This is a genomic window from Saccharopolyspora gloriosae, from assembly GCF_022828475.1.
Taxonomy (GTDB): Bacteria; Actinomycetota; Actinomycetes; order Mycobacteriales; family Pseudonocardiaceae; genus Saccharopolyspora_C; species Saccharopolyspora_C gloriosae_A.
In genome coordinates, this window is the sequence record NZ_CP059557.1 from 3,531,117 (window position 1) to 3,555,416 (window position 24,300).

The window sequence follows — 24,300 nt, forward strand, 5'->3', positions numbered from 1 at the left end:
GCTTGTTCGTGGGGTCGTCGGCGGCGATCGCCGAAGCAGGCCCCGGGGGTGCTGGTGTCGTTTCTCATCGCGGCGACCTTGGTGGTGCTGGTGATGAAGATGCTGGGGGAGATGGCGATCGCCAACCCTGACACCGGCTCGTTCTCCACCTACGCGGATCGGGCGTTGGGCCGGTGGGCGGGGTTCTCGATCGGCTGGTTGTACTGGTGGTTCTACGTGCTGGTGATCCCGATCGAGGCGATCGCGGCGGGCGACATCGTCGGCCCGTCGCTGTCGGTGCCGACGTGGGTGCCGGCGTTCGTCGTGATCGCGCTGCTGGCGGGCACGAACCTGCTGTCGGTGCGCAATTACGGCGAGATCGAGTACTGGTTCGCGCTGTTGAAGGTCATCGCGATCATCGGTTTCATCGTGCTGGGCGTGACCGCGATCCTCGGGTTGCTGCCGAGTTCGGAGGTCAGCGGGCCGTCGAACCTGTGGGCCAACGGCGGGTTCCTGCCCAACGGGAGCGTCGCGGTGCTGGCGGGGCTGCTCACGGCGATGTTCGCGTTCCAGGGCAGCGAGATCGTCACCATCGCCGCCGCCGAATCGGCCGACCCCGGGCGCAACATCCGCCGGGCCATCAACGCCGTGGTGTGGCGGCTGGCGTTGTTCTACATCGGGTCGGTGTTCGTCGTGGTGCTGCTGGTGCCGTGGAACGCCCCCGGTTTGGAAGCGGGCGGTTCGTATCAGGCGGCGTTGGAGACCATGCACATCCCGGGCGCCGCGATGATCATGGACGTGGTGGTGCTCGTCGCGGTGTGCAGCTGCCTCAACTCCGCCGTCTACACCGGGTCGCGCATGCTGTTCTCCCTCGCCAAGCGCGGCGATGCCCCGCGGTTGGCCGGTACGACCGGCGCCAACGGCACTCCGCAGGCCGCGGTGCTGGCCTCCACGGTGATCGGCGGGGTCGCGGTCGTCGTCAACTACGCGGTGCCGGAGCTGTTCGGGTATCTGCTCGCCTCCAGCGGCGCGATCGTGCTGATGATGTACCTGGTCATCGCCATCACCCAGCTCGCCACCCGCCGCGCGCTGCGCGCCCAGGGCGGTGAAGGGCGCCTGGACGCGCCGATGTGGGCGTTCCCGTACTTGACGGTGCTCACCATCGTGAGCATCACCGGGATCCTGCTGGCCATGGCGATCCTGCCCGGCAAGCGGTTGGAGCTGTGGCTCTCGCTCGGTCTCGCGGCGTTCCTGGTGGTGGCGGGGATCGTCGTGCAGCGGCGGCACGCGCCCGCGGCCTCGGATCCGGTGGGCGTGTAGCGGGCCGGGTCGTCAGCGCTGGGCGAGCACGGCGGCGAGCAGCCCGGGGAAGCGCTGTTCGAATTCGGGGCGCAGGGAGTGCCAGCAGCAGGTGCCTTCCGGCCGGATGAACACCACGCCGGCGTTGCGCAGCGTCGCGAAGTGGTGGCTCAAGGTCGATGGGGAGACGGCCACGTCGGCTTCGGATCCCTGGTGTTCCCGGCCGTCGCCGAGCATGCGCACGATGGAGAGGCGTACGGGGTCGCCGAGGGCGGAGAGCGCTTCGGCCAGCGAGATGCCGTCGAGTTCCGGGTGGTCGGCGGCGCACTCGCCGAAGTCACCACGGCGGTCACCGACCTCACCGGGCACCCGCCGCGCTCGATCCAGGCGTTCCTCGCCGAACACCGCGAACAGCTGCAGGTTCCGGCAACGTCGTTCTGGACCTGACCGCGACCCGCGATGCCGTGTCCCGGCCGGATGACCCGCGACCCGGCCGGCCTCACCGCCCGTCGACGCGCTGCAAGATCATGCGCTGCGCGAGCCGAGCCAATTCCCGGCTCGCCGGAGACAGCGCCGCCGAGCGCCTGCGCACCAGAGCGATCGTGTCGTGCAGCGGCTCGCGCAACCCCACCGTGTGCAGCGCCGCCGGGCACGCCGGGGACTCCGCGACCGCGCGGGCCACGATCGTGTCGCCGATGCCGCGCTGCACCAGCGACAACGCCGACTCGACGTGCTCGACCTCGATCCACGGCTCCAGCTTGAGCCCGGCGAGCTGAGCACGATCAGCGAGCTGGCGCCGCGTCGGATCCGACCAGCCGTAGTGCGCGTCGTAGAGAATCAGGCGCGCGGCGGCGACGTCCTCGATGCCCAGCGGCTCACGGGCACGATCCGCCTCGGCCGTCGCGAAGTACACCTCGTCGCGCAACAACGGGATCACCTCAAGGCCCTCATCGTCGATGGGCAGCACCACCAGCCCGGCCTCCACCGTGCCCGCCGCGACCGCGGCGGCGACCTCCACCGAGTTCAACCCGATCAACCGGACCCGCACATCCGGGTAGGCGTCGTGGAACCGCTGCGCCAGATCCGACAGCAGGTAATACCCGGCGTTGCGCAACAGCCCGAACGTGGCGACACCGCCGTGCAGCGACCGCACCGAACGCAGCGCCTGCGCCCCCTCGTCAGCGGCCAGCACCGCCTGCTCCGCGTGCGGCAACAGCGCCTCACCCGCCGCCGTCAACACCAAGCGCCGCGCGCCCCTGGTGAACAACCGCGTGCCGTGCTCGTCCTCCAGCTTGCGGATCAACTCCGACACCGACGCCTGCGCGATCCCCATCGCCGCGGCGGCCGTCGTGAACGAACCGGTCCGCGCGGCGAGCACCAACGCCCGCAACTGCTTCAACGTCACAGGGAAACCCTATGGCACACGCAGGAACTTCTCACCTTGTCCTGTGCCCGGCCGGTTCGTAATGTGCCCGCCATGCGCTTCGCACCCTCCCTGATCAGGGAACTCGGCGGATCCCACCGCATCCTCAAAGCACCCGCGAACGACGGCCCCGCCGCCCAACGCGAACCGGCCGTGATCCAACGGGTCTCGGACATGCTCACCACCATCGAACGCGACGGCATGGACGCCGTGCTGCGCTACGCCCGCGAACTCGACGGCCGGCACGACACCCGAGTCGAACTCGACGCCGCCACCCTCCACAACAGCGCCGCACAACTGACCCCCGAACACCGCGAAGCGCTCGAACTCGGCGCCGAACGCACCACCGCGTTCGCCCGCGCCCAACGCGCCCACCTGCAGGACTTCGAAACCGAACTCGCCCCCGGCCTGATCACCGGACACCGCTACGTCCCGGTGCAACGCGTCGGCGCCTACCTGCCCGCCGGACGATTCCCCCTGACCGCGGGCGCGTTCATGACCGTCGGCGTCCCCAAAGTCGCCGGAGTCGACACCGTGCTGGCCTGCCTGCCACCCGGCCGCGATGGCACCCCCGACCCCGCCGTGCTCTACTCCGCGCACCTCTCCGGCGCCGACCACATCTACGTCCTCGGCGGCGTGCAAGCACTCGCCGCCATGGCCTTCGGACTGCTCGGCGAACGCCCCGTCGACATGCTCGTCGGCGCAGGCAACGCCTACGTCGCCGAAGCGAAACGCCAACTGTTCGGCACCGTCGGCATCGACCTGCTCGCAGGCCCCTCCGAAGTGGCGGTCCTCGCCGACGACACCGCCGACGCGGAACTCGTCGCCGCCGACCTGCTCGGCCAAGCCGAACACGGCATCAACTCACCCGCCGCCCTGATCACCACCTCCGAAGCACTCGGACACGCCGTGATCAACGAAGTGGACCGCCAACTCGAAACCCTGCCCACCAAGGACATCGCAGGCCCCGCCTGGCGCGACCACGGCTCGGTGACCTGGGCAGCCGACGCCGACACCGCCATCGCACTCACCGACGACCTCGCCCCCGAACACCTCGAAGTCATCACCGCCCACGACGAGCACTACCACCGGGCACTGCGCAACTACGGCTCCATCTTCCTCGGCCCGTGGAGCACCGTGGCCTACTCCGACAAAGGCATGGCAGGCACCAACCACGTGCTGCCCACCGCAGGCGGAGCCAAACACAGCGCCGGACTCTCCGTCTCACGCTTCCTGAAACCCCTGACCTACCAACGCGTCTCCGAACAAGCCACACCACTGCTGGCCGACGCCGTCGACGTGATCTCCCAGTACGAACAGATGGCCGCGCACCGCGCCACCGCCACCCTCCGCACCGACCGCCACCAGAAGGGACACGCCCGATGAGCGGCACCCCCGACGAACAGAACCCCACCACCGGCCGCGGGCACCCGAAGGCACCATGCACCCGCCCGCACGGACCATGCCGACCGACCACACGATCCGCGTCGACTCCGGACACGGCGCCGACGAACCGCAGCGGGTGCCGGGGGAGCGCAGGCAACCCATGCGCGGATTCGAAGACACCTACACCGACATCGTCGACTACATCGTGCGAATCACCCACCGCATCTGGGAAGACCAGGACGTCGGCTACATCTACGACACCTACAGCCCCGGCTGCCGCCTGCACGGCGACAACGGCTACACCTACGGCGTCGAGCAACTCGTCGACGGCACCATGCAATCCATCAACGCCTTCCCCGACTGCCGCCACTACGCCGACGACGTCATCTGGGCAGGCGACGAAACCCAAGGCTTCGTCACCTCCCACCGAGCCATCAACATCGGCCACCACACCGGACCATGGCGCTGGGGACCGCCCACCGGCCGCAAACTCGACACCTGGGTCATGGCCAACTGCGTGGTGCGCGACAACGAGATCTACGAAGAGTGGGTCCTCTACAACACCGCCGCGAAACTCCAGCAACTCGGCATCAACGTCGTCGACGCCGCCCGCACCTACGGCAACGAAGGCGGCATCGCACCCCTGACCGCCCGCCAATTCAGCGAACCCGTACGACTCGTCGGCGGCCGCAAACCCGAACCACTCCCGCTGCCCACCGGACGATTCGACGTCGAGCAAACCGTGCAGGCACTGTTCCACAACGTCTACAACCGCCGCGACCTCAGCATGTTCGACCGCGTCTACGCCGACGCCGTGCGCTGGCACGGCACCACCAACCGCACCGGCCGCAACCGCTCCGACGTGCGCGGCATGGCACGCTCCCTGCTCGCCACGTTCCCCGACCTCGGCGTCACCGTCGACGAGATCTACTGGATGGGCAACGACACCGACGGCTACAGCGCCTCCGTGCGCTGGTCCGGCACCGGAACCCACCGCGGCTACGGCCTCTACGGCACACCCACCGCCCGCCGCGCACACCTGTGGGGCATGTCCCAGCTGTACTTCTCCGGCGGACGCATCGTCGAAGAATGGTCCCTGTTCAACGAATTCGACGTCCTCGCCCAACTCCTCGCCGACGAACCCCCCGCACAACTCGGATGACCCACCCGTGACCCGAGTGCACTGCACCCAACTGGCCCCGCGCGTGGCCGACCTGCCGCACAACCGCGAACTGACGGCGGCGGCCGTGCGCGGGGCCGCCGCGCGCGGCGCCGACGTGATCGTGCTGCCCGAACTCGCCACCTCCGGCTACCGGCTCAACTCCGTGGCCGAAGCCGCCTCAGTCGCACTGACCCCGCACGACCCCCTGTTCACACAATGGGGCACAGCCGCCCCCGACTCCGTCGTCGTCGGCGGATTCTGCGAACTCGGAACCGACGGACGGCTCTACAACAGCGCCGCGATCCTCGACCGCGGCGAACTCATCGCCGTCTACCGCAAAACCCACCTGTGGGACGACGAAAAACTCCTGTTCACCCCCGGCCCCGAAGCACCACCGGTGCTCGACACCAGCCACGGCCGCATCGGCGCACTGATCTGCTACGACCTCGAATTCCCCGAACTCACCCGGAAACTCGCCCTCAACGGCGCAGAACTGCTCGCAGTACCGACCAACTGGCCACTGCAACCACGCCCCACCGGCGAACGCGCCCCCGAAGTCACCATCGCGATGGCCGCCGCACGCATCAACCACCTCGCCATCGCCTGCTGCGACCGCACCGGAACCGAACGCGACACCCACTTCACCGGCGCCACCACCCTCATCGACCAACACGGCTGGATCCGCGCCGAAGCCACCGACACCGGCACCGCCCACACCGACCTCGACCTCACCGCCTCCCGCAACAAACGACTCACCCCGCACGCCGACCTCCTCGCCGACCGCCGCCCCGAGCTCTACTGACCACACGAAAACGGCCCACCACACCGAATTCCACGGTCTGGTGGGCCGTTCCCGTCACGCCGTCAGTCGCCGCCCGGACCCGCGCGCAACGAACGAAACGTGCCCAGCAGGATGTGCGCGAGGTTGTAAACCACAAAATCCGCGTCCTCAACAGCACCCGCCTCAGCGCTGGACACGATGCTCATCACCGCCGACCCCGCCTCCCGAGCCCGCCGATGCACCTCGGCCTTCGCCCGCACCACAGCCGCATCCCCAGGCGGCACCCCCAGCGACACGGCCAGATCCGCCGGCCCCACCCACACCGCATCAAGCCCGTCCACCGCCACGATCTCCGCGGCGTGCTCCACACCCGCCGCCGTCTCCACCATCGCGATCACCACCACGTCCGCAGCGGCACGCACATGCTCCTGCGCAGTGACCGCGCCATAACGACCCGCCCTGCTGTAGGTCGCGAAACCACGCTCCCCGAACGGCGGATAATGCGCCGAACGCACCACCTCCACCGCCTCCCGCGCCGACTCCACATGCGGCACCACGATCCCCTCAGCACCAAGATCGAGCACCCGCAGCACCTGATTCGCATCCGCCCGACCCACCCGCACCAACACCGCAACACCGTGCGCCTGCGCCAACGCGATGTGCTGCTGCAACACCACCAGATCCGCCGGCCCGTGCTCGCAATCCACCAGCACGTAATCCAACCCGGCGATCCCCGACAACTCCACCAGCATCTCCGCCGGCAACCGCACGATCCCGCCGCGCAACCGGGCACCCGAACGCAACTTCGCCTTCAGCTTCATCGGCCCACCATCCCCGCGGACAGGTCGATGTCGGCGGCGCACAACCCCGGCATCGAAAGCATCGCCACCAACGCCGCACCCACCTCGTCCTCGGTCACCATCCGCCCCAACGCGGCCCGCGACACGAACTCGGCCTCCGCCCGCTCAACCGTCGTCCCGGCCCGCTCGGCCTCCAACCGGAAATTCCGCGCCATCCGCGGCCCCTCCACCGGACCCGGCGACAACGAATTCACCGCCACCCCGAGCGGACCGACCTCCGCCGCCAACGTCGTCGTCAACCCGAGCACCGCCATCTTCGACGCGCAATACGGCGAACGCCGAGCCAACGGACGCTTCCCCGACACCGAAGCCACGTTGACCACATCCCCGAAACCCCGCTCGATCATCGCGGGCAGCAGAACACGACACATCAAATACGTACCGCGCACATTCGCCGCGAACACCTCATCCCACTCACCCGGCCCGACATCCACGAGCGGCGCCACCGGCCCAGCGACCCCCGCGTTGTTCACCAGAATCGACACCCGCTCGTCACCGAGCCGCTCGACGAGACCCGCCACCGAACCCGGAGCGGCCACATCACAGACCACCGCCGAACCCGCACCGGGCAACCCCGCCACCGTCTCCTCCAACGACCCGAGCGTCCGGCCCACGGCGACCACCCGAACACCCTCCGCCGACAACGCCCGGCACATCGCCCGCCCCAGACCATTGCCACCGCCGGTCACCAACGCCGTACGCCCCGCCAACTCAGACATGATCGGCCCACTCCAAACCCGCGCCACCGAACTTCGCCGCCCGCACATCACCAGAGCGGGCATGCCCCTCGAACAACTCGACCCGCGCCGCACGACCGCACACCTCACCCAGCCGCGCACTCGCCGCCGAATCCACCACCTCCTGGTACGTCACCGTCTTCAAGTACTTCCCGACCCACAGCCCACCCGTGTACCGCGCGGCACCCTTCGTCGGCAGCACGTGATTCGTCCCGATCACCTTGTCCCCGTAGGACACGCACGTGCCCTCACCCAGGAACAACGCCCCGTAGTTGCGCATCCGCTCCAACGCCAGCCGCGGCCGCTCCGTCAACACCTCCACGTGCTCACTGGCATAGGAGTCGGCCAACTCGAACGCCTCGTCCACCGACCCGACCACCACGACCTCACCGTGATCACGCCAAGCCGGACCCGCGAAATCGGCGGTCGGCATGCCCGGCAACAACTTCTCCACGTGCTCGACCACCTCCACCACCAACGCCCGCGACGTCGTGATCAGCACAGCAGGGGAGTCCGGACCGTGCTCAGCCTGCGACAACAGATCCACCGCCACCACGAACGGATCCGCATGCTCATCGGCGATCACCAAGATCTCCGTCGGCCCGGCGAACAAATCGATCCCGACCTCCCCGAACAACTGCCGCTTCGCCTCCGCCACATAAGCGTTGCCCGGCCCCGCCAGCAGATCCACCGAACCCACCGACTCCGTACCCGCCGCCATCGCCGCCACCGCCTGCACACCACCCAGCAGATGAATCTCATCCGCACCCGCCAAGTGCATCGCCGCGACCGTCGCCGCCGGAACCTCACCGCGAATCGGCGGCGTCGCCGCCACCACCCTCGGCACCCCCGCGACCTTCGCCGTCACGATCGTCATGTGCGCCGACGCCGTCAGCGGATACCGCCCACCCGGCACGTACGCACCCACCGCATCGATCGGCACATGCCGATGCCCCAGCCGCACCCCCGGCAACGTCTCCACCTCCACGTCGCGCAGCGATTCCCGCTGATGCCCGGCGAACACGCGCACCTGCTCCTGCACGAACCGGATGTCGTCGAGCACCTGCCGCGGCACCGACGCGACGATCCGCTCGACCTCCTCCGGAGAAAGCCGGAACGACCCGGGACTCCAACCGTCGAACCGCTCCGAGTACTCCCGCACCGCCACGTCACCACGAGCGCGGACGTCCTCGATGATCCCGCGCACCCGATCCCGCAGCTCGGAGTCGTCGGTGGCCGCCTTCTTCGGCGCCGGATGCTTCAACACTTCACGCACAGTCGATCTCCTCGATCGTGGATGGGGGAGCGCACCGGCGAACGAGCCGGTTGACCAGCTCGGCGGTGCGCTCAGGAGCTTCAAGTGCAAGCAGGTGCCCCGCACCGGGCACCAGGTACAGCTCGGCGTCGGGCAACCCGGCCGCGATCTCGCGGTGGAACTCCGGCGGGCACAACGCGTCCTCGCCACCGGAGACCACCAACGCCGGAGCGGTGATCATGGGCAGCACCTCGCGCGCATCGGTGCGCGTGGCCTGCGCGGCGAGCTGGGCCACGAACCGCCGCGTACCCACGCGCGCGGCCATTTCCCGGAACGCCCCCGCCGCGACCGGCCGCTGCCGCGCGAACATGCTCGGCAGGATCTCCTCCACGACCTCGCAGAACTCACCCGCCCGCGCCCGCCGAGCCTGCCGCCACCACGCCTCGTGCTGATCCGGCCGCGGAGCGCCCGCGTTCGTCGACAACGCTGCGAACCCCGCCACCCGCTCCGGAGCCAGCCGCGCCACCTCGAACCCGACGATCGCACCCAAACTCAGCCCGACCAGCAGCATCGGCCCGTCCACACAGGACAACACCTGCTCGGCCATGCCCGTGATGCTCGGCTCGCTCAACTCCGCGTGCACCACCGGCACATCCAGCGCGGACTCGACCCCGGCCCACAACCCGGCGTCGCAGAGCATGCCGGGCAGCAGCACCACCCGATCAGTCACGAGCACGCGGCACGAGCGCGTACGGCGCCACGTAACCGTTGTGATCGATCGAGTACCCGGCGTCCGCAGCGGCCTTGACGACCTCCTCGTCCCAGTCCAGACGCACCCGCCCGTCCCCGGAATTGATCACCACGAGCTTGCCGGTCTCCGCGCCAACGTTGCGGATGCCGCGCCACGCGCCCGGCGGAACCGACAGCATGTCCCACTCACCGAGCTCCACCGTGACCGGATCGTGGTCGTTGAGCGTGACCTCCCAGCGACCTTCCTTCACCATCAGCACCTGCGTCTGCTCCACGCGGTGCCCGAGCATCCCGCGCCCGGCTCGGCGCGCAGCCACGCGATGTTGTGCCCGTGCGGGTTGAAGATCCGCGGCTCCTGATCGAGGTCTTCGGTCATGCCGAACCCGACGACCAGCGCCAGCTCCGCGCCGCCACCGGTGACCACCGAGTCCAGGAACGGCCGCGAGCACCACTCCAGGTCGTCCTGGGTCACCACCCGCCGCCGCATCTTCTCCGTGGAGAACGACCGCAGCCGCGCGAGATCCGGCTGCGCCATCGGCCGCACCAGCTCCACGTCCTGCGGCGGTTCGTCGCCCGCGACGGTGTCGATGAGCCTGCCGTCCTCGGTCAGGTGCAGCCCGTACCCGGCGGCCTCGCGCAGCACCGTGGGACCCCAGATGATGCCCCCGGTGTCGTCGTGCCCGAGCGAGGTGAACAACCAGCCGTCGTCCGGTCCGATGTTGGTGAACCCGCGGAAGATCCACGTCGGGATCGACGCGATGTCACCCTCCCGCAGCACCAGCTCGCCCTCTTCACCGTCGGAACCCCAGCGCAGCAGGAACTCGCCGCGGAAGCACAGGAACACCTCGGCGGTGAAGTGCAGGTGCAGGTTGTTGACGACGCCGTTCGGCATCGCGGCCGCGCCGATGTTGTAGCCGTGCGGCTCGCGGAGGTTGATGACCTGCTTGGAGTTCTGCGACACCCCCGGCCCGATCATCGCGTAGTTCTCCTTGCGCTCCGAGCCCGGCGTGCGGCAGTCGATGAACGCCTGGTCGCAGGACACGAAGTCGCTGCGCCGGATCGTCCTGCGCGTGATCTCCGCTTCGCCGACCCGTACCGGTACCTGCTGCATCCGTGCACCTCCGCAATCGATGACTACGTATGCATTACAGCACTGGGCCGAACCCCGGTCAACAACTCCCACAGCTGGCACCGATTCCGGAACCGTCCTGATCTCACACCCGGAAACCGACTAGAATCCGTATACCGGGAGGTCGAATGTCGATCACGAGTCATGACGTCGCCAGGTTCGCCGGCGTGTCCCAAGCGACGGTCTCGCGCGCCCTGCGCGGAGACCCGCGGGTGTCCACCACCACCCAGGACCGCGTGCGCCGCGCCGCCGAAGCGCTCAACTACGTACCCAGCGAAGCCGGCCGCAGCCTCTCCACGCACACCACCCGCCGCATCGGCGTGCTCGTCAGCGACCTGGCGAACCCGTTCTACCCCTACCTCGTCGGCCCGCTGCACGACGAACTGGAACAACGCGGCTACCGGATGATGCTGCTCACCGAACGCTCCGACGACGCCCTCGCCACCGAACGACTCCTCGACCACTCCATCGACGGCGCCGTGCTCACCACCGCCACCAGCGGATCCGCACTGCCCGACGCACTGCGCCGCAAACAGGTCCCGTTCGTGTTCCTCAACCGCGTCGACGGCCGCGACGGCGCCGATTCCGCCGTCGTCGACAACGAACGCGGCGGCCGAATGGTCGCCACCGAACTCACCGAACTCGGACACCGCAACATCGCCCTGCTCGGCGGCTCCACCGACACCAGCTCCGGCCGCGACCGCGAACACGGCTTCGTCGCAGGACTCGCCGACACCGGCATCGCCCTGCCCGCCAACCGAATCCGACGCGGACCCTACGACTTCAACACCGGCTACCACGGCCTCGCCGAACTCCTCGACGCCGACCCCGACCTGACCGCCCTGTTCTGCGGCAACGACGTCGTGGCCATCGGCGCCTACAACGCCGCACTGCGCGAAGGCCTCCGCATCCCCGACGACCTCACCCTGATCGGCTTCGACGACCTGCCGATGGCCTCCTGGGAAGCGTTCTCGCTCACCACGATCCGCTACGACCTCCCGGAAATGGCCCGCACCGCGGCCCGCCTGCTCATCGAACGCCTCACCGGCGAAGCCACCGACTCCGCCCGCCGAATGGCCTTCGCCCCCGAACTCGTCCGCCGCGGCACCCACGCACCACCCGCCCTACGCCGCGCCTGGCGCGTCTGACCCGCACCGGCGAACCAGGTGAATGCCCCTTCGCCCAGTGCGACTCGTCGGGCCGTCCACCCGACACGGCCGGTGCGGTGAATGGCCCACACACCCGATCAGATCGGCAAATGAGCCATTCACCGCAGCCAGTGCCGCCGACGAGATACGACTAGGCGGGGGAGAGGCACTAGGCGAACTTGTCCGCGCCGAGTTCGCTTCGGTAGGTCTCCTTCATGAACACCGTGATCACGACCAACGCCAGCACCGCCGCCGCCGCGAGGTACACCCACACCGCGTAGATCGTGCCGAACCGGTTCACCAGCAGCGCCGCGATGAACGGCGTGACACCCATGAAGATCGAGAACGAGCTGTTGTACGCGATGGCGCTCGCGCTGAACCTGGTGCGCGTCGCGAACAACTCAGCCGAACACGTCGTCACGATCCCCGTCAGGAAGAACTCCGGGATGATGTAGACCAGCTGACTGCACACCGCCGAGGTGAAGCCGCCCTGCTCACCGATCGCGAACGCCAACGGCACCAGCGCGATGCACGCCACCGCACCACTGATCAACATCGGCTTGCGCCCGATCCGATCCGAAAGCCTGCCCGCCACCGGCAGCAACGGCATCAGCACCGCCACCGAGATCAAGTTCGACACCAACGCCTCCGACCTGGACAGCCCGAGCTCGCTGACCAGGTACTCCGGGTAGTAGGTGACCCACGTGTAGGACAAGATCGCCAGCATGATCGAGGCACCGCAGAACACCAGGATCGGACGCCACTGCTCCCGCAACGCCTCCCGGATCGGCGCCTTCACGATGTTCGTGCCGCCCTCGGTCTCCCGCATGAACTCCGGGGTCTCCTCGATGCGACTGCGCAACCACAACCCGACCGCCGACAACGGCAGCACCGCCAAGAACGGAATCCGCCAACCCCACGACTCCAGCTGCGGCTGCTCGAACGCCGCGCTCGTCAACGCCGCGACACCCGCACCGCACAGGATGCCGAGGAAGCAGCTGTTCGACGCGTACGACGTGTAGTAAGCGCGCTGGTTCGGCTTCGCCCACTCCACGATGAACGCCACCGCGCCCACGTACTCACCGCCCGAGATCATCCCCTGGAAGGTCCGGATCACCACGAGCAGCAACGGCGCCAGAAAACCGACCTGCTGATAAGTCGGCAGCGCCCCGATCAGCGCCGTGGACACGCCCATCATCACGATCGTCCACAGCAGAGCCTTCTTCCGGCCGACCCGGTCGCCCCAACGCCCCACCAAAGTCCCGCCGAGCGGCCGGAACACGCACGCCACCGCCAACACCGCGTACGTGCTCAACACCGCGGCCGCGCTGTCCCCGCCGGGGAAGAACGACGACGCCAACATCGGCGCCATGTATCCGTAAAGCCCGTAGTCGAACTGCTCGACGAAATTGCCGACGCCGCCCGCGTAGACCGCGCGGCGGATCTTCTTCTTCGTCGCCTGCTCTTGCCCTGCGGAAAGAGGTGGGGCAGGGGAGTCCGGCATTCCGACAGACATGGGCATCTCCAGTGGTGGTCCCGACGCCGATCAACATCTATGCATACGTATGAAGGTCGTCGGAGGCTAGCTCTCACCCCACGGAGCGTCAAGAACCCACCGCACCGAGCGGAAACCGCCCGCGCGCACGACGAAGCGCCGCGCGGCCTGCACCGATGACGCTGCGCACGCGGATGCGCCGCCCCGGTGTCCGCACGAACTCATCGCTGCGGCGCACCAGGGCGGCGAAGTCCAACTGCGATCGGAGCCGCGAAGCCCCGCCGCCGTCAGCCCGCCAAATCGAGAATCGCGTAACCGAAGCCCGGCACCGTCAACACCTCGCCCTCCACCCGGACACCGCTGTCCTCGACCGGCACCGCACCCGCCACCCGGCCATCGGGCACGCTGATCGTCGCCTCCGCACGCCGCGGATTGACCGTGACCAGGAAACGATCACCGCGCAGGTAGGTCAGCGGATAGCCGTCGGAGAACACCCGCACGTCCGCCCGCGTACCGAGCTCCGGATGCTGCTTGCGCAGCGCCAGCAACCGCCGCACGAAGTGCAGCAACGAACCCGGATCGGCCCGCTGCGCCGCCACGTTCGGCCGGCCCGGATCCGGATCGATCGGGATGTAGAGATCATCGGCGGGCGCCGAGGAGAACCCCGCGTTCGGGCCGTCGTCCCACTGCATCGGCGTGCGGTTGCGCTGACGCCCCGCGCTGCCCTCCACCTCCGGCAAACCCTCGATCATGCGCATACCGATCTCCTCGCCGTAGTACAGCGCGGGCACCACCGGCCAGGTCAGCAGGAACGCGAACGCAACGGGCAGCTCCTCCGGACTGCGCACACCGTCGTTGAGCCGGTTCGCACTGTCATGATTCGCCGTCGGCAACATGATGCGAGCGCGCCCGATGTTCTCCGTCGCCGTCGTCCAGGCATCGACGAAGATCTTCGCGGTCCCGGTGCCCTCCGCGCCGAAGTACGGGTTCTCGTGCCACAACGACTTCCACGGCGCCCCGTCTCCGGGACCGTTGACCGGCAAGTAGAAGTCCGCGTCGAACCCGGCAGGCACCGACGTCTCCGGATCGCCCCACTCCGAGATCAGCACCGCATCGGGATGACTCCGCGCGACCCGCTCCCGAAGCTCCCCCCACAACCGGCTCGTCTCGACCCAACCCGGATCGTCCTTGACGAGCGTGGCGGCGAGATCGCACCGGAACCCCGCGATGCCCAGCCGCAACCAGTGATCCATCACCTGGAAGATCGCCTCGCGGTTGCGCCGCGGCCCTTCCTCGTCGACGCCCTGACGCCACGGCTCCGCCGGATCCATCCGCGCGTAGCCGTAGTTGATCGCAGGCTGGGTGTCGTAGTAGTTCTTGCGGAACGCGCCGGGACGCGGGCCGGGGGAGACCACGAACTCCTCCGGCAGCGAACCGTCCTCGGGCAGCTGCTCCGGCGTGGCCCAGATGTAGTTGTGGTCGTTGTCGTCCCGCAACGAGTTCAGGAACCACGGGTGCTGGTCGGAGGTGTGACCCGCCACGAGGTCGAACAGCACCCGCAGGCCGCGCCGACCCGCCTGCTCCACCAGCTCGGCCACGTCCTGCTCGTCGCCGTAACGCGGGTGCACGCCCGTGTAGTCGGCGATGTCGTACCCGGCGTCGGTCAGCGGCGACGGGAACACCGGGTTCACCCAGATCGCACCGACCCCGAGCCACTGCAGGTGGTCCAGGTGCTCGATGATGCCGCGCAGGTCGCCGACGCCGTTGCCGTCGGTGTCGGCGAAGCTCTGCGGATACAGCTGGTACAGGACCGTGTCGGCCAGCCACGAGGGCGTGCTCCCGGCCGCGGACGCTCCCGAGCCGGCCAGCACGGAGGGCGCGAACGCCACACCTGTGAGAGCCGCACCCGTCCCGAGCATGAACGATCGCCTGGACACCACCATTGATCCACTCCCACTGTTGACTACGTATGCAAAGTGCGATCAATGTACGCACTCCGCCGCCGGAGCGGAATACGCGCGACGAAGTCCGCGCCGTAGATCGGCCGCGCGGACCAAGTTCGGCAGGGGAGCGGCGCATCAACTCCCCGCCGGTCAGACGAGGCTCCCCGAACCCCAGAAGAACGGCCCCGACCTCGACGTCACGTGCACTGCCCATCCGAGCGCGGCCAATCGCCGTTCGAGATCAGCAGGCCGATGCGGAACCTTCACGATGCGGTGTGCACGCCCGTCGTTGAGCTGCCGCCGGATCGTCGTGGACGACTCGCCCTCGACGAGTTCGCCGGGAGAGCGGTGGGCGTCGTCGACGAAGAACACACGCCCTCCGGGTTTCAGGCAGTTCGCCACCAAGGCCCAGAACGAGCCGAACCGCTCGAGCGGCACGTGCGACAGCCAGAAGCCGAAGAAGACGACGTCGTACCGGTCGTCCGGCTCCCAGGAGAAGAGGTCGCCGCGCACGAACCGCACCCGATCGTCCCGGCCGATCCGATCTGAGGCGATCGCCAGCATCTCCGGGGACGCGTCCACGGCGGTGACCTCGTCGGCGTGCCGCAGCAGCCGCCCGGTCCACATGCCTTGACCGCAGGCGAGCTCCAGCACGGTTCCACCCGGCCCGAACGCGTCCAACGCGGTGACGAGCTCATCCGCACCGGCGAACGGGATGACGTGATCTTCGTACTCCGGCGCGATGGCGCGGTAGTGCGCGATCTGTTCGTCGAGGAGTTGATCGAGTTCGCTTGCATCGTCAGCCGTCACGATCGTGATCTTCGCGGGAGCCGACGCGTCGCGGCAACAGAGTTCGCACGCCGTCTTTCGGAAGCACGCATTTCACTCCGGTCGCGGCCGCTGCCTGGCGGGGAGCGGGACTCCGATCCTTTACTTGACATAATGTAGATTATCGGCACTCGAGCTACCTAGGATTATCGAGTCGAGAGGGGCTGATTTCCGGCGGTCAACACGCTGGCGGCAAGGTCGTTCAACGGCCCGCAGCAGCGCGGCCCGGGCGCGCGTCGGCAGGCGTGCGCGCCAGTCGACGCCTGAGTGTCCGATGGGTCGTCGTCGCGGCAAGCGCGCCGACGCAGCGCGGCCGGGTGAGCCGGATGCATCCGGCGGCGGCCGACGACCGGCGCTCGATGTGGTCGAGTCCAGGCTCGGCCTGGTTCTCGCGAATACCCCACCTGACCTTGCCGTCCCACTCCACTTACGTAATTTCGTCACTGTGACGTTTCTAGGTGGCTTGGGCGATGTCTCGAACCTTCAGGGAACAAGATACGTCCTGGTGTTGATCAAGATCCGCGAGTCAATGTGGATCTAGAACGACTCAGGCGCCGGGACGGCGAGCCATCTCGTTGGTGCACGCGCGATCCGCGGCGGCACTGACGTCGACATCGCGGTGAGCGGCCGAACGACGCCGACCGGCGACCACGGTCACGGCCGGACCCGGAACAGTCCCCCGAATCACGGCCGCCCCCACTCCCTCTCCATTTGGTGGATAATCAACGTTATCCACCAAATCAGGCTGATCAACTTTGAGATCGGGCTGTCCGCACTCGCTCCCCGACCCGCGCGCCATGGTCGGTCCTCCGACACCGTGCCACTCCCCGAGCGGCTCCCTCCAAGCCGGTGCTCCCCGCCGCGGCTTCGCCCTGATCGCCCCTCCACTCCCCTCGTCCGCAGGCGGCGGTTGCCGGGCAGGGCCGCGCCCCTGTCCCCTGCGGACGGCGCGAGAAGCGGGCGTTGCTCGTTCGATAGGCGCGGGTGTAGGGATCTCGCGGGTGCGGGTAGTCCCAGGGCACAGGTCCATTGCAGGGAGGTCGAGGGATGCTGCCCAGGCACGAACGCCGCCGAATCGCGGAGATCGAGAAGGGCCTGAGCACGCAGGACCCTGATTTCGCCCACCGTTTCCGGGAGGCGGAGCTGCCTGGGAGGTCCCGGCCGAAGGTGCGAGTGGTGCTGGGTGCTGTGGCCGTGGCGATCGCGCTGCTGTGCATGGTGCTGGGTGAGGTCGCCGGGTTCTTGTTGACCGGTGTCCTGGCGACGCTGCTGCTGGCGGGCCGCGATTGGCGATTGCTGACGGCGTGAACCGCGCGTTGCCCCGGGGGTGACCCCTTCCCCACCGGCTGCGCGCTTGGAACCAGTGCAGGAGGTGCGGTCAGCGCACGGCCTGCACTGGTTCTGAGCGCGGGCAGTGCGGTGAGCGCTCAGCGCCGCAGCGGCTCGACGGAGCCGGTGTCCGGGTTGAGTCCTTCAGGGGCGCCAGCGCGCTCGGTAACCGGGCCGGTCCGAGTAGGGCAGACCGAGGACGGCGCGGGTGGTGCAGCCGCGTTCGTCCTCCGGTGGGTAGGTCTGGCCGAGGGTGTCGCAGGGGCCGTTGCCGGTTCCGCAGTTCTGGTGCAGGCGCAGCAGGCGCGTTTTGAGTTCGCACTCGCGGAATCCGCGGAACACGTCGCCGAGGCAGCCGGTGTTGGTGGTGCCGGCTTCCATGTCCTCGCGTGCCCAGCGCAGCAGTTCGAGATCGATGTCGATCTGGCGCCGCAGGAACTCTGCGAACCGGTTCATCACTGTCCCCCACCGCTGCTGCGGGGCTCGGCCCGCCGTGCGGGGCCGGAGTTCGGCCCGCTTCGGTGGGGACGCGGTGAGTAGCGGGGTGTGACGCGGGGTGGGGCGGTCATGCTCCGGTGTGCGTCCATCCGAGTAGCCGTTGGGCTTTGCCGCAGTCGTAGAAGCCGCGGTGGCCGGTGAGGTCGCCGCGGAGTTCGACGTGGGGCCAGTACCGGCGGGCGAGTTCGAGGGAGGGCTGGTCGCTGATGGTGTCGGGGGCGACGACGTTGATCGTTTCGTGGCCTTGCCAGGTGGCGTGCAGTGCGGCTTCGAAGGCGCGGCCGACGGCGTCGGCGCGGACGTATCCCCAGAGGTGGTTGATGGCCATGTCGGAGTCGGTGGGGCCGAGTTGGGTGCGGGCGGTGTCGCGGGTTTCGGTGACGCCGTGGATGCGCAGGCTGCTGATGGTCATGTGGGGGTGGCGGCGGGCGATGCTGTCGGCTTGGGCTTCGGCGATCCACTTGGAGAGGCTGTAGGGGTCTTCGTTGTAGGTGGGGTGTTGTTCGTCGACGGGGAAACGTTCGTAGTGGGCGCGGCGGCTGAAGGCTCCGCCGATGGCGTTGATGCTGGAGGCGAGTGCGACGGTGGTGATGCCGCATTCGACGGCGGCGTGCAGGGCGTTGTAGCCGGCGGTGACGTTGGTGTTGTGCACGGTGGGCGGGTCGGCTGCGTGCGGGTTGGGGATGCCTGCGAGGTGGATGAGCGCGTCGGTTCCGTCAAGGGCGTCGCGTAGGCGTGGGTAGTCGCAGGCGTCTGCGGTGATGGTGTCGGGGTCGGTCGTGGCGGTGCGGTCGATGGGGCGGGTGCTGTGCCCTGCGCGGGTGAGGGCTGTGATGACCGCGCGTCCCACGACGCCTTGGGCGCCGGTGACTGCCACGAGCACGGGTTACCTCCGTGGGTCCGGGTTGGTCGTCCGACGGTACCGATCGGTGGGTGTGAAGATCACCCCGCAACATCACGGTGGGTGGGCAACGGGTGGTGGCGGGTTTTCGCCAGGAATTCACGTCCTGGGGGTGCTGGGAGGCACGCTGCGGTTCTTAGGTTCACCAGCACGATCACGAACCGCACTGGGAGGAATTCATGTCGCGTCATCCTGAACTGGCTCGCCGCGTGTTGTTGGGCGCGGGGCTCGCCGTGACCGCCGCTGGGGCGCTGGGGGCACCTGCGGTCGCTGCGGGTTCGCGTTCCGCGCGGGGGTTCGCCGCGCCGTCGATCTCGGGCACTGGGGCGTGGGATGCCCGGTCGGCCAGCGGGAGCATCGACGTTCTCGATTCGAAGCCGAGCAAGATCATTGTGCATCACACGGCGACGCCGAACAGTTCTGATACGTCTCAGTCGCACGCGTTCGCGTTGTCGCGGCAGATCCAGGACTTCCACATGGACTCCAATGGCTGGATCGACACGGGGCAGAACTTCACCAATAGCAGAGGTGGGCATCTCACCGAGGGCAGACATAAGAGTCTGGCCGCTTTGCAGGGCGGCTCGCAGCATGTGCTGGGGGCGCACGCGGGTGAGCAGAACGATGTGGCGCTCGGTATTGAGAACGAGGGCACTTACACCGATGCGTCGGTGCCGGATGCGTTGTGGGAGTCGTTGGTGGAGCTGTGCTCCTACATGATCTCCCAGTACGGCATCAAGGCCGGGGCGATCTACGGGCATCGTGATTTCATGTCGACGGCGTGCCCGGGTGATGTGCTGTACGCGCGGTTGCCGGATCTGCGGGAGGCGGTGGGTTCGGCGACGGGGCGTCGGGTGGTGCAGCCGGTGGTGTGGCCGTTGCTGCGGCCGGAGTCGGCGGGGCCGGTGGTCTCGGCGTTGCAGTTGTTGTTGCGCGCGCAGGGGTCGGGTGTGGTGGTCAATGGGGTGTTCGATGCGGCGACCGAGGATGCGGTGGCGGGGTTCCGGCGGGTTCGGGGGGTGGCCGGGGCGTCGTGCTTTGCCACTCGGGTGGTCGAGCCTGTGGTGTTCGGTGGTGGCGATTGGGCTCGGTTGGTTCCGGTGCTCGGTGTGGATGCGGGTGGCGATGCGGTGCGGGCGGTGCAGGTGTTGTTGACCGCTCGGGGTGTGCATTCGGGTGAGCAGGGCCGGTTCGGGGTTCGGACGGCGGGGGCTGTTCGGGAGTTGCAGGCGGCGCACGGGTTGCGGGTGACCGGGGTGTGCGACCGCGAGACGTGGTTGCGGTTGTTGGCGTGATGGGCGGGGATCGTCCGAGCCGATGTGGCGGCTCGGACGATCCCCTTTTTTCTTTCGCGTCGCCGGTGCGGGACCGGCGGCACCGGTGCGCCGGTGTTGTTCGCTCGCCGTGTGGGCGAGGCATCGGCGTACCGGTCATCATGCGCACTTCGGTGTGCCCTGGCGCGGTGACGATCAGTGGTGCGGGTGGTGTTCACTCGGCCGCGCCGCGCGGGGGCTGGGGCGGTACCGGGTCGGGGGACGGTGCGTTGCGTCGTCCGGTCCGGTGTTCGTGCGGGTCAGTGCGTGTTTCTGGTGGTGGGGTGCTGTCGGCGGCAGGTCCCGGTGCGGGTGGTGGTGGCATCGGGGTGGACGGTGTTTGCGCCCTGGTCGCGTCCCCCGTGGGGTGCGGCTTCCCCATGCTTTGGTGCGTTGAACCCTCGGGTGCTGGACGAATCGTTCAGGCCCGGCGCGGTTCTCGGCTTAGTCCGTTCGACCGGTGCGGGTGGTGGTGCGCGTCTTTTCCGTGTGGCATTCGTATGAATTCGTAATTGTGGGGCGGCCGTTGGTGAATTTGGTGGCGGGTGCGCGCGGTTTCGTTTTGTGCGGGGCCGCTGTTGTTGGTTCAGGTTCGGGTGAAGCGCAGGGTGACGATTTCGAACGGGCGGAGTTCGAGGGGCCGGGGTTGGTGCCAGGTCTCCCCCAGTGGTCGTTCGAGCAGGTCGGTGCGTGTGGTGGCGGAGGTGGGGAACGTGGGGGTCGGGGTGGTTCGTGCTCGGCCGCCGCGGGATTCGTAGAGGCGTACGACGACGTCGCCGGATCGGTCTTCGGCGAGTTTGACCGATTCGATGATGACGGCGTCGGAGTCGATGGTCACCAGTGGTGCGACTGGGCCGGATCCGGGTGTTTCGCGTGGTGGGAGGTTGATTCGGTAGCCCTCGCGGACGGCGTCGCCGATGTCGGCGCCGACGACGAGTGCGTATCGGAGTCGGTGCGGGCCGTGGTCGGTGTCGGGGTCGGGGAATCGGGGTGCGCGCAGCAGTGAGAGCCGCACGGTTGTGGTGGTGCCGCCGTCGTTGCGGGTGTCGCGGGTGACGTCGTGGCCGTAGGTGGAGTCGTTGACGAGGGCGTGGCCGTAGCCGTGTTCGCCGACGTGCAGCCAGCGGTGTGCGCAGATTTCGAATTTGGCGGCGTCCCAGGATGTGTTGGTGTGGGTGGGGCGCTGGATGTGGCCGAATTGGGTTTCGGCGCTGGAGCGGTCGGCGTGGACGTCGAGTGGGAAGGTGGCTTTGAGGATTTTTTCGGTTTCGTGCCAGTTGATGTCGGCTTGGATTTCGACGGTGCGGCCGCGGATGTTGAGGCGTTGTTCGATGGTGGAGTCGCCGAAGGTGCGGTGGACGACGACGGTGGTGCCGTCGAGGTGGAGGTGGTCGGTGGTGGTGAGGTCGCGTCCTTGGTGGCGGTAGAACTCGTCGAGGTCCCAGGCGTCCCAGGCGTTGGGGTGGTCGGGGTGGAGTTGCAGGAGGTTGGCGGCTCGGCCGGGTGGGAGTGCTTCGCGGCCGGTGGTGAGGTCGATGATGGAGGTCAGGAGTCCGCGTTGGTCGATGGTGGCGCGGAGCTGGCCGTTGTCGAGTACGAGGGTGCCGTCGGGGGTTTCGGTGGCGGTGGTGGCGGTGGTGGCGGTGGTGGCGGTGGTGGGGCCGGCGCCGAGGGCGGGTGTGCCGTTGCGGTCGTGGGGTGCGGCGTTGAACGTGATCGGTTCGGTGCCGGTTCCGGCGAGGGCGCGTTGGGCGTCGTTGATGAGTTCGTTGAGTTCGGCGGCGACTTGCTGGTAGGTCTGTTCGGCTTCGCGGTGGACCCAGGCGATCGAGGAGCCGGGCAGGATGTCGTGGAATTGGTGTAGGAGCACTGTTTTCCACAGTGCGTCGAGTTGTGGGTAGGGGTAGTCGCGGCCGAGTGCGACGGTGGCGGTGGCGCACCAGAGTTCGGCTTCGCGCAGGAGGTGTTCGCTGCGGCGGTTGCCTTGTTTGGTGCGGGCTTGGGAGGTGTAGGTGCCGCGGTGGAATTCGAGGTAGAGCTCTCCTGACCACACTGCGGGGTCGTGGTGGTCGGCTTCGGCGGCGGCGAAGAACTCGGCGGGTGAGTCGAGTTGGACCCTCGGGGATCCTTCGAGGTCGGTGAGGCGTTGGGCGCGGGCGAGCATGTCGCGGGTGGGTCCGCCGCCGCCGTCGCCGTAGCCGTAGGGCACCAGGGAGCGGGTGGCGTGGCCGTGTTCGGCGAAGTTGCGGGAGGCGTGGGCTAGTTCGGTGCCGGTGAGTTCCGCGTTGTAGGTGTCGATGGGTGGGAAGTGGGTGAATACGCGGGTGCCGTCGATGCCTTCCCACCAGAAGGTGTGGTGTGGGAATCGGTTGGTCTGGTTCCAGGAGATTTTTTGGGTGAGGAACCAGCGGGATCCGGACAGTCGCACCAGTTGCGGGAGTGCGCCGCTGTAGCCGAAGGAGTCGGGTAGCCACACTTCTGGGGTGTCGATGCCGAATTCGTCGAGGTAGAAGCGTTTGCCGTGGAGGAATTGGCGGGCCATGGCTTCGGCGCCGGGCATGTTGGTGTCGGATTCGACCCACATGCCGCCGACGGGGATGAATTGGCCGGTGCGGACGTGGTGGCGGACGCGGTCGAACAGGTCGGGTTGGTGTTGTTTGAGCCAGGCCAGTTGCTGGGCTTGGGACATGGCGAACCGGAAGTCGGGGTGTTCGTCCATGAGGGCGGTGACGTTGGCGACGGTGCGGGCGACTTTGCGGATGGTTTCGCGCAGTGGCCACAGCCAGGCGGAGTCGATGTGGGCGTGGCCGACGGCGTGCAGCCGGTGTGCGCTGGTGTGGGCGGGTGCGGCGAGTGCGGTGGTGAGTTCGGCGCGGGCGGCGGGTGCGGTGGTGTGGATGTCGTGGAGGTCGAGGCGGTCGAGCATGCGTTCGAGGGCGCGGAGGATGTCGTGGCGTCGTGGTGAGTCGGTGGGGAGTTCGCGCATCAGTTGGGTGAGCACTTCGGTGTCGTGGACGAGGTTCCACGTGTCGAGGTCGCGTACGGCGAGGTCGGCGCGGGTGAGCCGGTAGAGGGGGGTGCCGGTGGTGGGGTGTCCGTGGAGCCATGGGGGTGGGTCGCCGAGGGCGGTGGGCCGGTAGCCGTCGTCGCCGAGGATGAGGGGGTTGGCGGCGGCTTCGATGTACCACTCGAGGTGTTGTCCGGGTTCGGCGTGGACGGGGATGTGGCTGTTGCGGGGGTTGAGGCCTTTGAGCGGGGTGCCGTCGGGGGTGTGTACGAGGCCTTCGCAGTGGAATCCGGGGCGGTCGAGGTCGAATCCGAGGTCGACGACGGCTTCGACGGGGAGTCCGTCCCAGTCGTGCGGGAGGGTGCCGGTGATGCGGAACCAGGTGGTGCCCCAGGGCGGTCCCCATTCGTGGCCGGTGGTGATGGGGCTGTATTGGGCGTGGAGGGCGTGGGCGGCGGGTACGGGTTCGCCGGGTACCTGCCACATCGCGATGTTCAGGGGGTGTGTTCGGGCGTGCACGGCGGGGTGGAGTCGTTCCGCGAGGACGCGGTCGAGGCGTTTTTCCACTACGGCGCGATCGTCGTGCATGTTGTTTCCCCTCGAAGCCGACCGGTTGGTGCAGACCACTCAGAGCGTCGATCGATCGTGGCACAGCGCCGTGGTGACCGGCAGCCCCCAACTGAGCAGTGCGGTAATCAGTGCAGGTCATGGCTGATGTGGTGCGGTTGCCGAGGCATGCGTGGCCACGCATGCTGGGGCCTTCGATGACATTCAGGTTTCGGTGAGTTCGGAGGCGGTCATGGCCACTTGTGACGTGTGCGGCAACGAGTATTGGATGAGTTTCGAGGTCCACACCTCCGGCGGCAACGTGCACACCTTTGATTCGTTCGAGTGCGCGGCGCAGCGGCTGGCTCCGCAGTGCGAGCACTGTGGTTGTCGCATCTTGGGCCACGGTGTGGAGGTCAGTGGCCGGTTCTTCTGCTGTGCGCATTGCGCGCGGGAGTCGGGGATGTCGATGGTCTCGGAGATCCGTGATGCCGTCGGCAGTCACCCGGGGTGATCGCAGGGCGGCGGTCCGCG

General features: G+C 68.3%; 22 protein-coding genes. 8 read left to right on the forward strand and 14 right to left on the reverse strand.

Annotated features, from left to right (window positions below; genetic code table 11):
* The first annotated feature begins 54 nt into the window (after positions 1-54).
* Positions 55-1,299 (forward strand): amino acid permease, encoded by a 1,245-nt coding sequence (locus H2Q94_RS15145; protein ID WP_243787730.1) that lies wholly within the window; start codon positions 55-57, stop codon positions 1,297-1,299.
* A 12-nt stretch (positions 1,300-1,311) separates the two neighbouring features.
* Here H2Q94_RS15145 and H2Q94_RS15150 read toward each other — a convergent pair whose 3' ends face one another.
* Complete coding sequence (locus H2Q94_RS15150) at positions 1,312-1,683, reverse strand: ArsR/SmtB family transcription factor (protein ID WP_243787731.1); 372 nt, start codon at positions 1,681-1,683, stop codon at positions 1,312-1,314.
* A 94-nt stretch (positions 1,684-1,777) separates the two neighbouring features.
* Complete coding sequence (locus H2Q94_RS15155) at positions 1,778-2,683, reverse strand: LysR family transcriptional regulator (RefSeq protein ID WP_243787732.1); 906 nt, start codon at positions 2,681-2,683, stop codon at positions 1,778-1,780.
* 72 nt (positions 2,684-2,755) lie between these two features.
* Between H2Q94_RS15155 and hisD (H2Q94_RS15160) the strand changes: the two genes are divergently transcribed.
* The 3 genes from hisD (H2Q94_RS15160) to H2Q94_RS15170 all read left to right on the forward strand — a co-directional run bounded on the left by hisD (H2Q94_RS15160) (position 2,756) and on the right by H2Q94_RS15170 (position 6,051).
* Positions 2,756-4,087 carry a histidinol dehydrogenase gene (gene hisD, locus H2Q94_RS15160; protein ID WP_243787733.1) on the forward strand — a complete coding sequence of 444 codons (1,332 nt, stop codon included), beginning with the start codon at positions 2,756-2,758 and terminating at the stop codon, positions 4,085-4,087.
* A 76-nt stretch (positions 4,088-4,163) separates the two neighbouring features.
* Complete coding sequence (locus H2Q94_RS15165; protein ID WP_243787734.1) at positions 4,164-5,249, forward strand: ester cyclase; 1,086 nt, start codon at positions 4,164-4,166, stop codon at positions 5,247-5,249.
* A 7-nt stretch (positions 5,250-5,256) separates the two neighbouring features.
* Positions 5,257-6,051, forward strand: a complete 795-nt coding sequence (locus H2Q94_RS15170) for a nitrilase-related carbon-nitrogen hydrolase (RefSeq protein WP_243787735.1) — start codon at positions 5,257-5,259, stop codon at positions 6,049-6,051.
* 62 nt (positions 6,052-6,113) lie between these two features.
* Here the strand turns inward: H2Q94_RS15170 and H2Q94_RS15175 are convergent, their stop codons facing one another.
* Genes H2Q94_RS15175 through H2Q94_RS15200 form a run of 6 tightly spaced genes read right to left on the reverse strand, consistent with a single transcriptional unit; the run spans position 6,114 to position 10,743 of the window.
* On the reverse strand, positions 6,114-6,851 hold the full coding sequence (locus H2Q94_RS15175) for an HpcH/HpaI aldolase family protein (protein ID WP_243787736.1): 738 nt from the start codon (positions 6,849-6,851) through the stop codon (positions 6,114-6,116).
* Positions 6,848-7,609: an SDR family NAD(P)-dependent oxidoreductase gene (locus H2Q94_RS15180; RefSeq protein ID WP_243787737.1), complete on the reverse strand. Its 762-nt coding sequence runs from the start codon at positions 7,607-7,609 to the stop codon at positions 6,848-6,850. The genes H2Q94_RS15175 and H2Q94_RS15180 overlap by 4 nt, the downstream gene beginning before the upstream one ends.
* Positions 7,602-8,903 carry a histidinol dehydrogenase gene (gene hisD / locus H2Q94_RS15185; RefSeq protein ID WP_243787738.1) on the reverse strand — a complete coding sequence of 434 codons (1,302 nt, stop codon included), beginning with the start codon at positions 8,901-8,903 and terminating at the stop codon, positions 7,602-7,604. Before hisD (H2Q94_RS15185) ends, H2Q94_RS15180 begins: the two co-directional genes overlap by 8 nt.
* The gene (locus H2Q94_RS15190; RefSeq protein ID WP_243787739.1) at positions 8,896-9,612 is read right to left on the reverse strand and encodes an alpha/beta fold hydrolase; all 717 of its coding nucleotides are present in this window, start codon (positions 9,610-9,612) and stop codon (positions 8,896-8,898) included. The genes hisD (H2Q94_RS15185) and H2Q94_RS15190 overlap by 8 nt, the downstream gene beginning before the upstream one ends.
* A complete protein-coding gene (locus H2Q94_RS15195; protein WP_243787740.1) occupies positions 9,605-9,907 on the reverse strand; it encodes a cupin domain-containing protein in 303 nt (100 codons plus the stop codon). The genes H2Q94_RS15190 and H2Q94_RS15195 overlap by 8 nt, the downstream gene beginning before the upstream one ends.
* On the reverse strand, positions 9,886-10,743 hold the full coding sequence (locus H2Q94_RS15200) for a cupin domain-containing protein (protein ID WP_243787741.1): 858 nt from the start codon (positions 10,741-10,743) through the stop codon (positions 9,886-9,888). Before H2Q94_RS15200 ends, H2Q94_RS15195 begins: the two co-directional genes overlap by 22 nt.
* Positions 10,744-10,889: 146 nt before the next feature.
* Between H2Q94_RS15200 and H2Q94_RS15205 the strand changes: the two genes are divergently transcribed.
* Positions 10,890-11,909, forward strand: a complete 1,020-nt coding sequence (locus tag H2Q94_RS15205; protein ID WP_243787743.1) for a LacI family DNA-binding transcriptional regulator — start codon at positions 10,890-10,892, stop codon at positions 11,907-11,909.
* Between the two features lie 169 nt (positions 11,910-12,078).
* On the opposite strand, the gene H2Q94_RS15210 is transcribed toward H2Q94_RS15205, so the two are convergent.
* The 3 genes from H2Q94_RS15210 to H2Q94_RS15220 form a co-directional block, all read right to left on the reverse strand.
* Complete coding sequence (locus H2Q94_RS15210; RefSeq protein WP_243787744.1) at positions 12,079-13,425, reverse strand: MFS transporter; 1,347 nt, start codon at positions 13,423-13,425, stop codon at positions 12,079-12,081.
* Positions 13,426-13,691: 266 nt separating this feature from the next.
* Complete coding sequence (locus tag H2Q94_RS15215) at positions 13,692-15,347, reverse strand: alpha-amylase family glycosyl hydrolase (protein WP_243787746.1); 1,656 nt, start codon at positions 15,345-15,347, stop codon at positions 13,692-13,694.
* Between the two features lie 150 nt (positions 15,348-15,497).
* Complete coding sequence (locus H2Q94_RS15220; RefSeq protein ID WP_243787747.1) at positions 15,498-16,157, reverse strand: class I SAM-dependent methyltransferase; 660 nt, start codon at positions 16,155-16,157, stop codon at positions 15,498-15,500.
* A 1,065-nt stretch (positions 16,158-17,222) separates the two neighbouring features.
* On the opposite strand from H2Q94_RS15220, the gene H2Q94_RS15225 reads away from it, so the two are divergent.
* On the forward strand, positions 17,223-17,483 hold the full coding sequence (locus H2Q94_RS15225; RefSeq protein ID WP_243787748.1) for a DUF3040 domain-containing protein: 261 nt from the start codon (positions 17,223-17,225) through the stop codon (positions 17,481-17,483).
* A 165-nt stretch (positions 17,484-17,648) separates the two neighbouring features.
* Here the strand turns inward: H2Q94_RS15225 and H2Q94_RS15230 are convergent, their stop codons facing one another.
* Both H2Q94_RS15230 and H2Q94_RS15235 read right to left on the reverse strand, forming a co-directional pair.
* Positions 17,649-17,960, reverse strand: coding sequence for a DUF6221 family protein (locus tag H2Q94_RS15230; protein WP_243787749.1), 312 nt, complete (start codon positions 17,958-17,960; stop codon positions 17,649-17,651).
* Between the two features lie 109 nt (positions 17,961-18,069).
* A complete protein-coding gene (locus H2Q94_RS15235; protein WP_243787750.1) occupies positions 18,070-18,885 on the reverse strand; it encodes an NAD-dependent epimerase/dehydratase family protein in 816 nt (271 codons plus the stop codon).
* Between the two features lie 197 nt (positions 18,886-19,082).
* Here H2Q94_RS15235 and H2Q94_RS30530 point away from each other — a divergent pair, with 197 nt between their 5' ends.
* A complete protein-coding gene (locus H2Q94_RS30530) occupies positions 19,083-20,195 on the forward strand; it encodes a peptidoglycan recognition protein family protein (protein WP_258718609.1) in 1,113 nt (370 codons plus the stop codon).
* A gap of 604 nt (positions 20,196-20,799) precedes the next feature.
* Here the strand turns inward: H2Q94_RS30530 and H2Q94_RS15250 are convergent.
* Positions 20,800-23,808 (reverse strand): alpha-mannosidase, encoded by a 3,009-nt coding sequence (locus H2Q94_RS15250; protein WP_243787751.1) that lies wholly within the window; start codon positions 23,806-23,808, stop codon positions 20,800-20,802.
* Between the two features lie 211 nt (positions 23,809-24,019).
* Between H2Q94_RS15250 and H2Q94_RS15255 the strand changes: the two genes are divergently transcribed.
* Positions 24,020-24,280 (forward strand): Prokaryotic metallothionein, encoded by a 261-nt coding sequence (locus tag H2Q94_RS15255; protein WP_243795706.1) that lies wholly within the window; start codon positions 24,020-24,022, stop codon positions 24,278-24,280.
* Positions 24,281-24,300: the final 20 nt, after the last annotated feature.

What these genes read in the sequence shown, in the direction of transcription:
- H2Q94_RS15225 (WP_243787748.1), top strand. Translation starts at nt 17,223, where the DNA reads ATGCTGCCCAGGCACGAACGCCGCCGAATCGCGGAGATCGAGAAGGGC.
- H2Q94_RS15165 (WP_243787734.1), top strand. Translation starts at nt 4,164, where the DNA reads ATGCCGACCGACCACACGATCCGCGTCGACTCCGGACACGGCGCCGAC.
- H2Q94_RS15230 (WP_243787749.1), bottom strand. Translation starts at nt 17,960, where the DNA reads ATGAACCGGTTCGCAGAGTTCCTGCGGCGCCAGATCGACATCGATCTC.
- H2Q94_RS15255 (WP_243795706.1), top strand. Translation starts at nt 24,020, where the DNA reads ATGGCCACTTGTGACGTGTGCGGCAACGAGTATTGGATGAGTTTCGAG.
- H2Q94_RS15215 (WP_243787746.1), bottom strand. Translation starts at nt 15,347, where the DNA reads ATGGTGGTGTCCAGGCGATCGTTCATGCTCGGGACGGGTGCGGCTCTC.
- H2Q94_RS15180 (WP_243787737.1), bottom strand. Translation starts at nt 7,609, where the DNA reads ATGTCTGAGTTGGCGGGGCGTACGGCGTTGGTGACCGGCGGTGGCAAT.
- H2Q94_RS15250 (WP_243787751.1), bottom strand. Translation starts at nt 23,808, where the DNA reads ATGCACGACGATCGCGCCGTAGTGGAAAAACGCCTCGACCGCGTCCTC.
- H2Q94_RS15200 (WP_243787741.1), bottom strand. Translation starts at nt 10,743, where the DNA reads ATGCAGCAGGTACCGGTACGGGTCGGCGAAGCGGAGATCACGCGCAGG.
- H2Q94_RS30530 (WP_258718609.1), top strand. Translation starts at nt 19,083, where the DNA reads ATGTCGCGTCATCCTGAACTGGCTCGCCGCGTGTTGTTGGGCGCGGGG.
- H2Q94_RS15210 (WP_243787744.1), bottom strand. Translation starts at nt 13,425, where the DNA reads ATGTCTGTCGGAATGCCGGACTCCCCTGCCCCACCTCTTTCCGCAGGG.
- H2Q94_RS15205 (WP_243787743.1), top strand. Translation starts at nt 10,890, where the DNA reads ATGTCGATCACGAGTCATGACGTCGCCAGGTTCGCCGGCGTGTCCCAA.
- H2Q94_RS15175 (WP_243787736.1), bottom strand. Translation starts at nt 6,851, where the DNA reads ATGAAGCTGAAGGCGAAGTTGCGTTCGGGTGCCCGGTTGCGCGGCGGG.
- hisD (WP_243787733.1), top strand. Translation starts at nt 2,756, where the DNA reads ATGCGCTTCGCACCCTCCCTGATCAGGGAACTCGGCGGATCCCACCGC.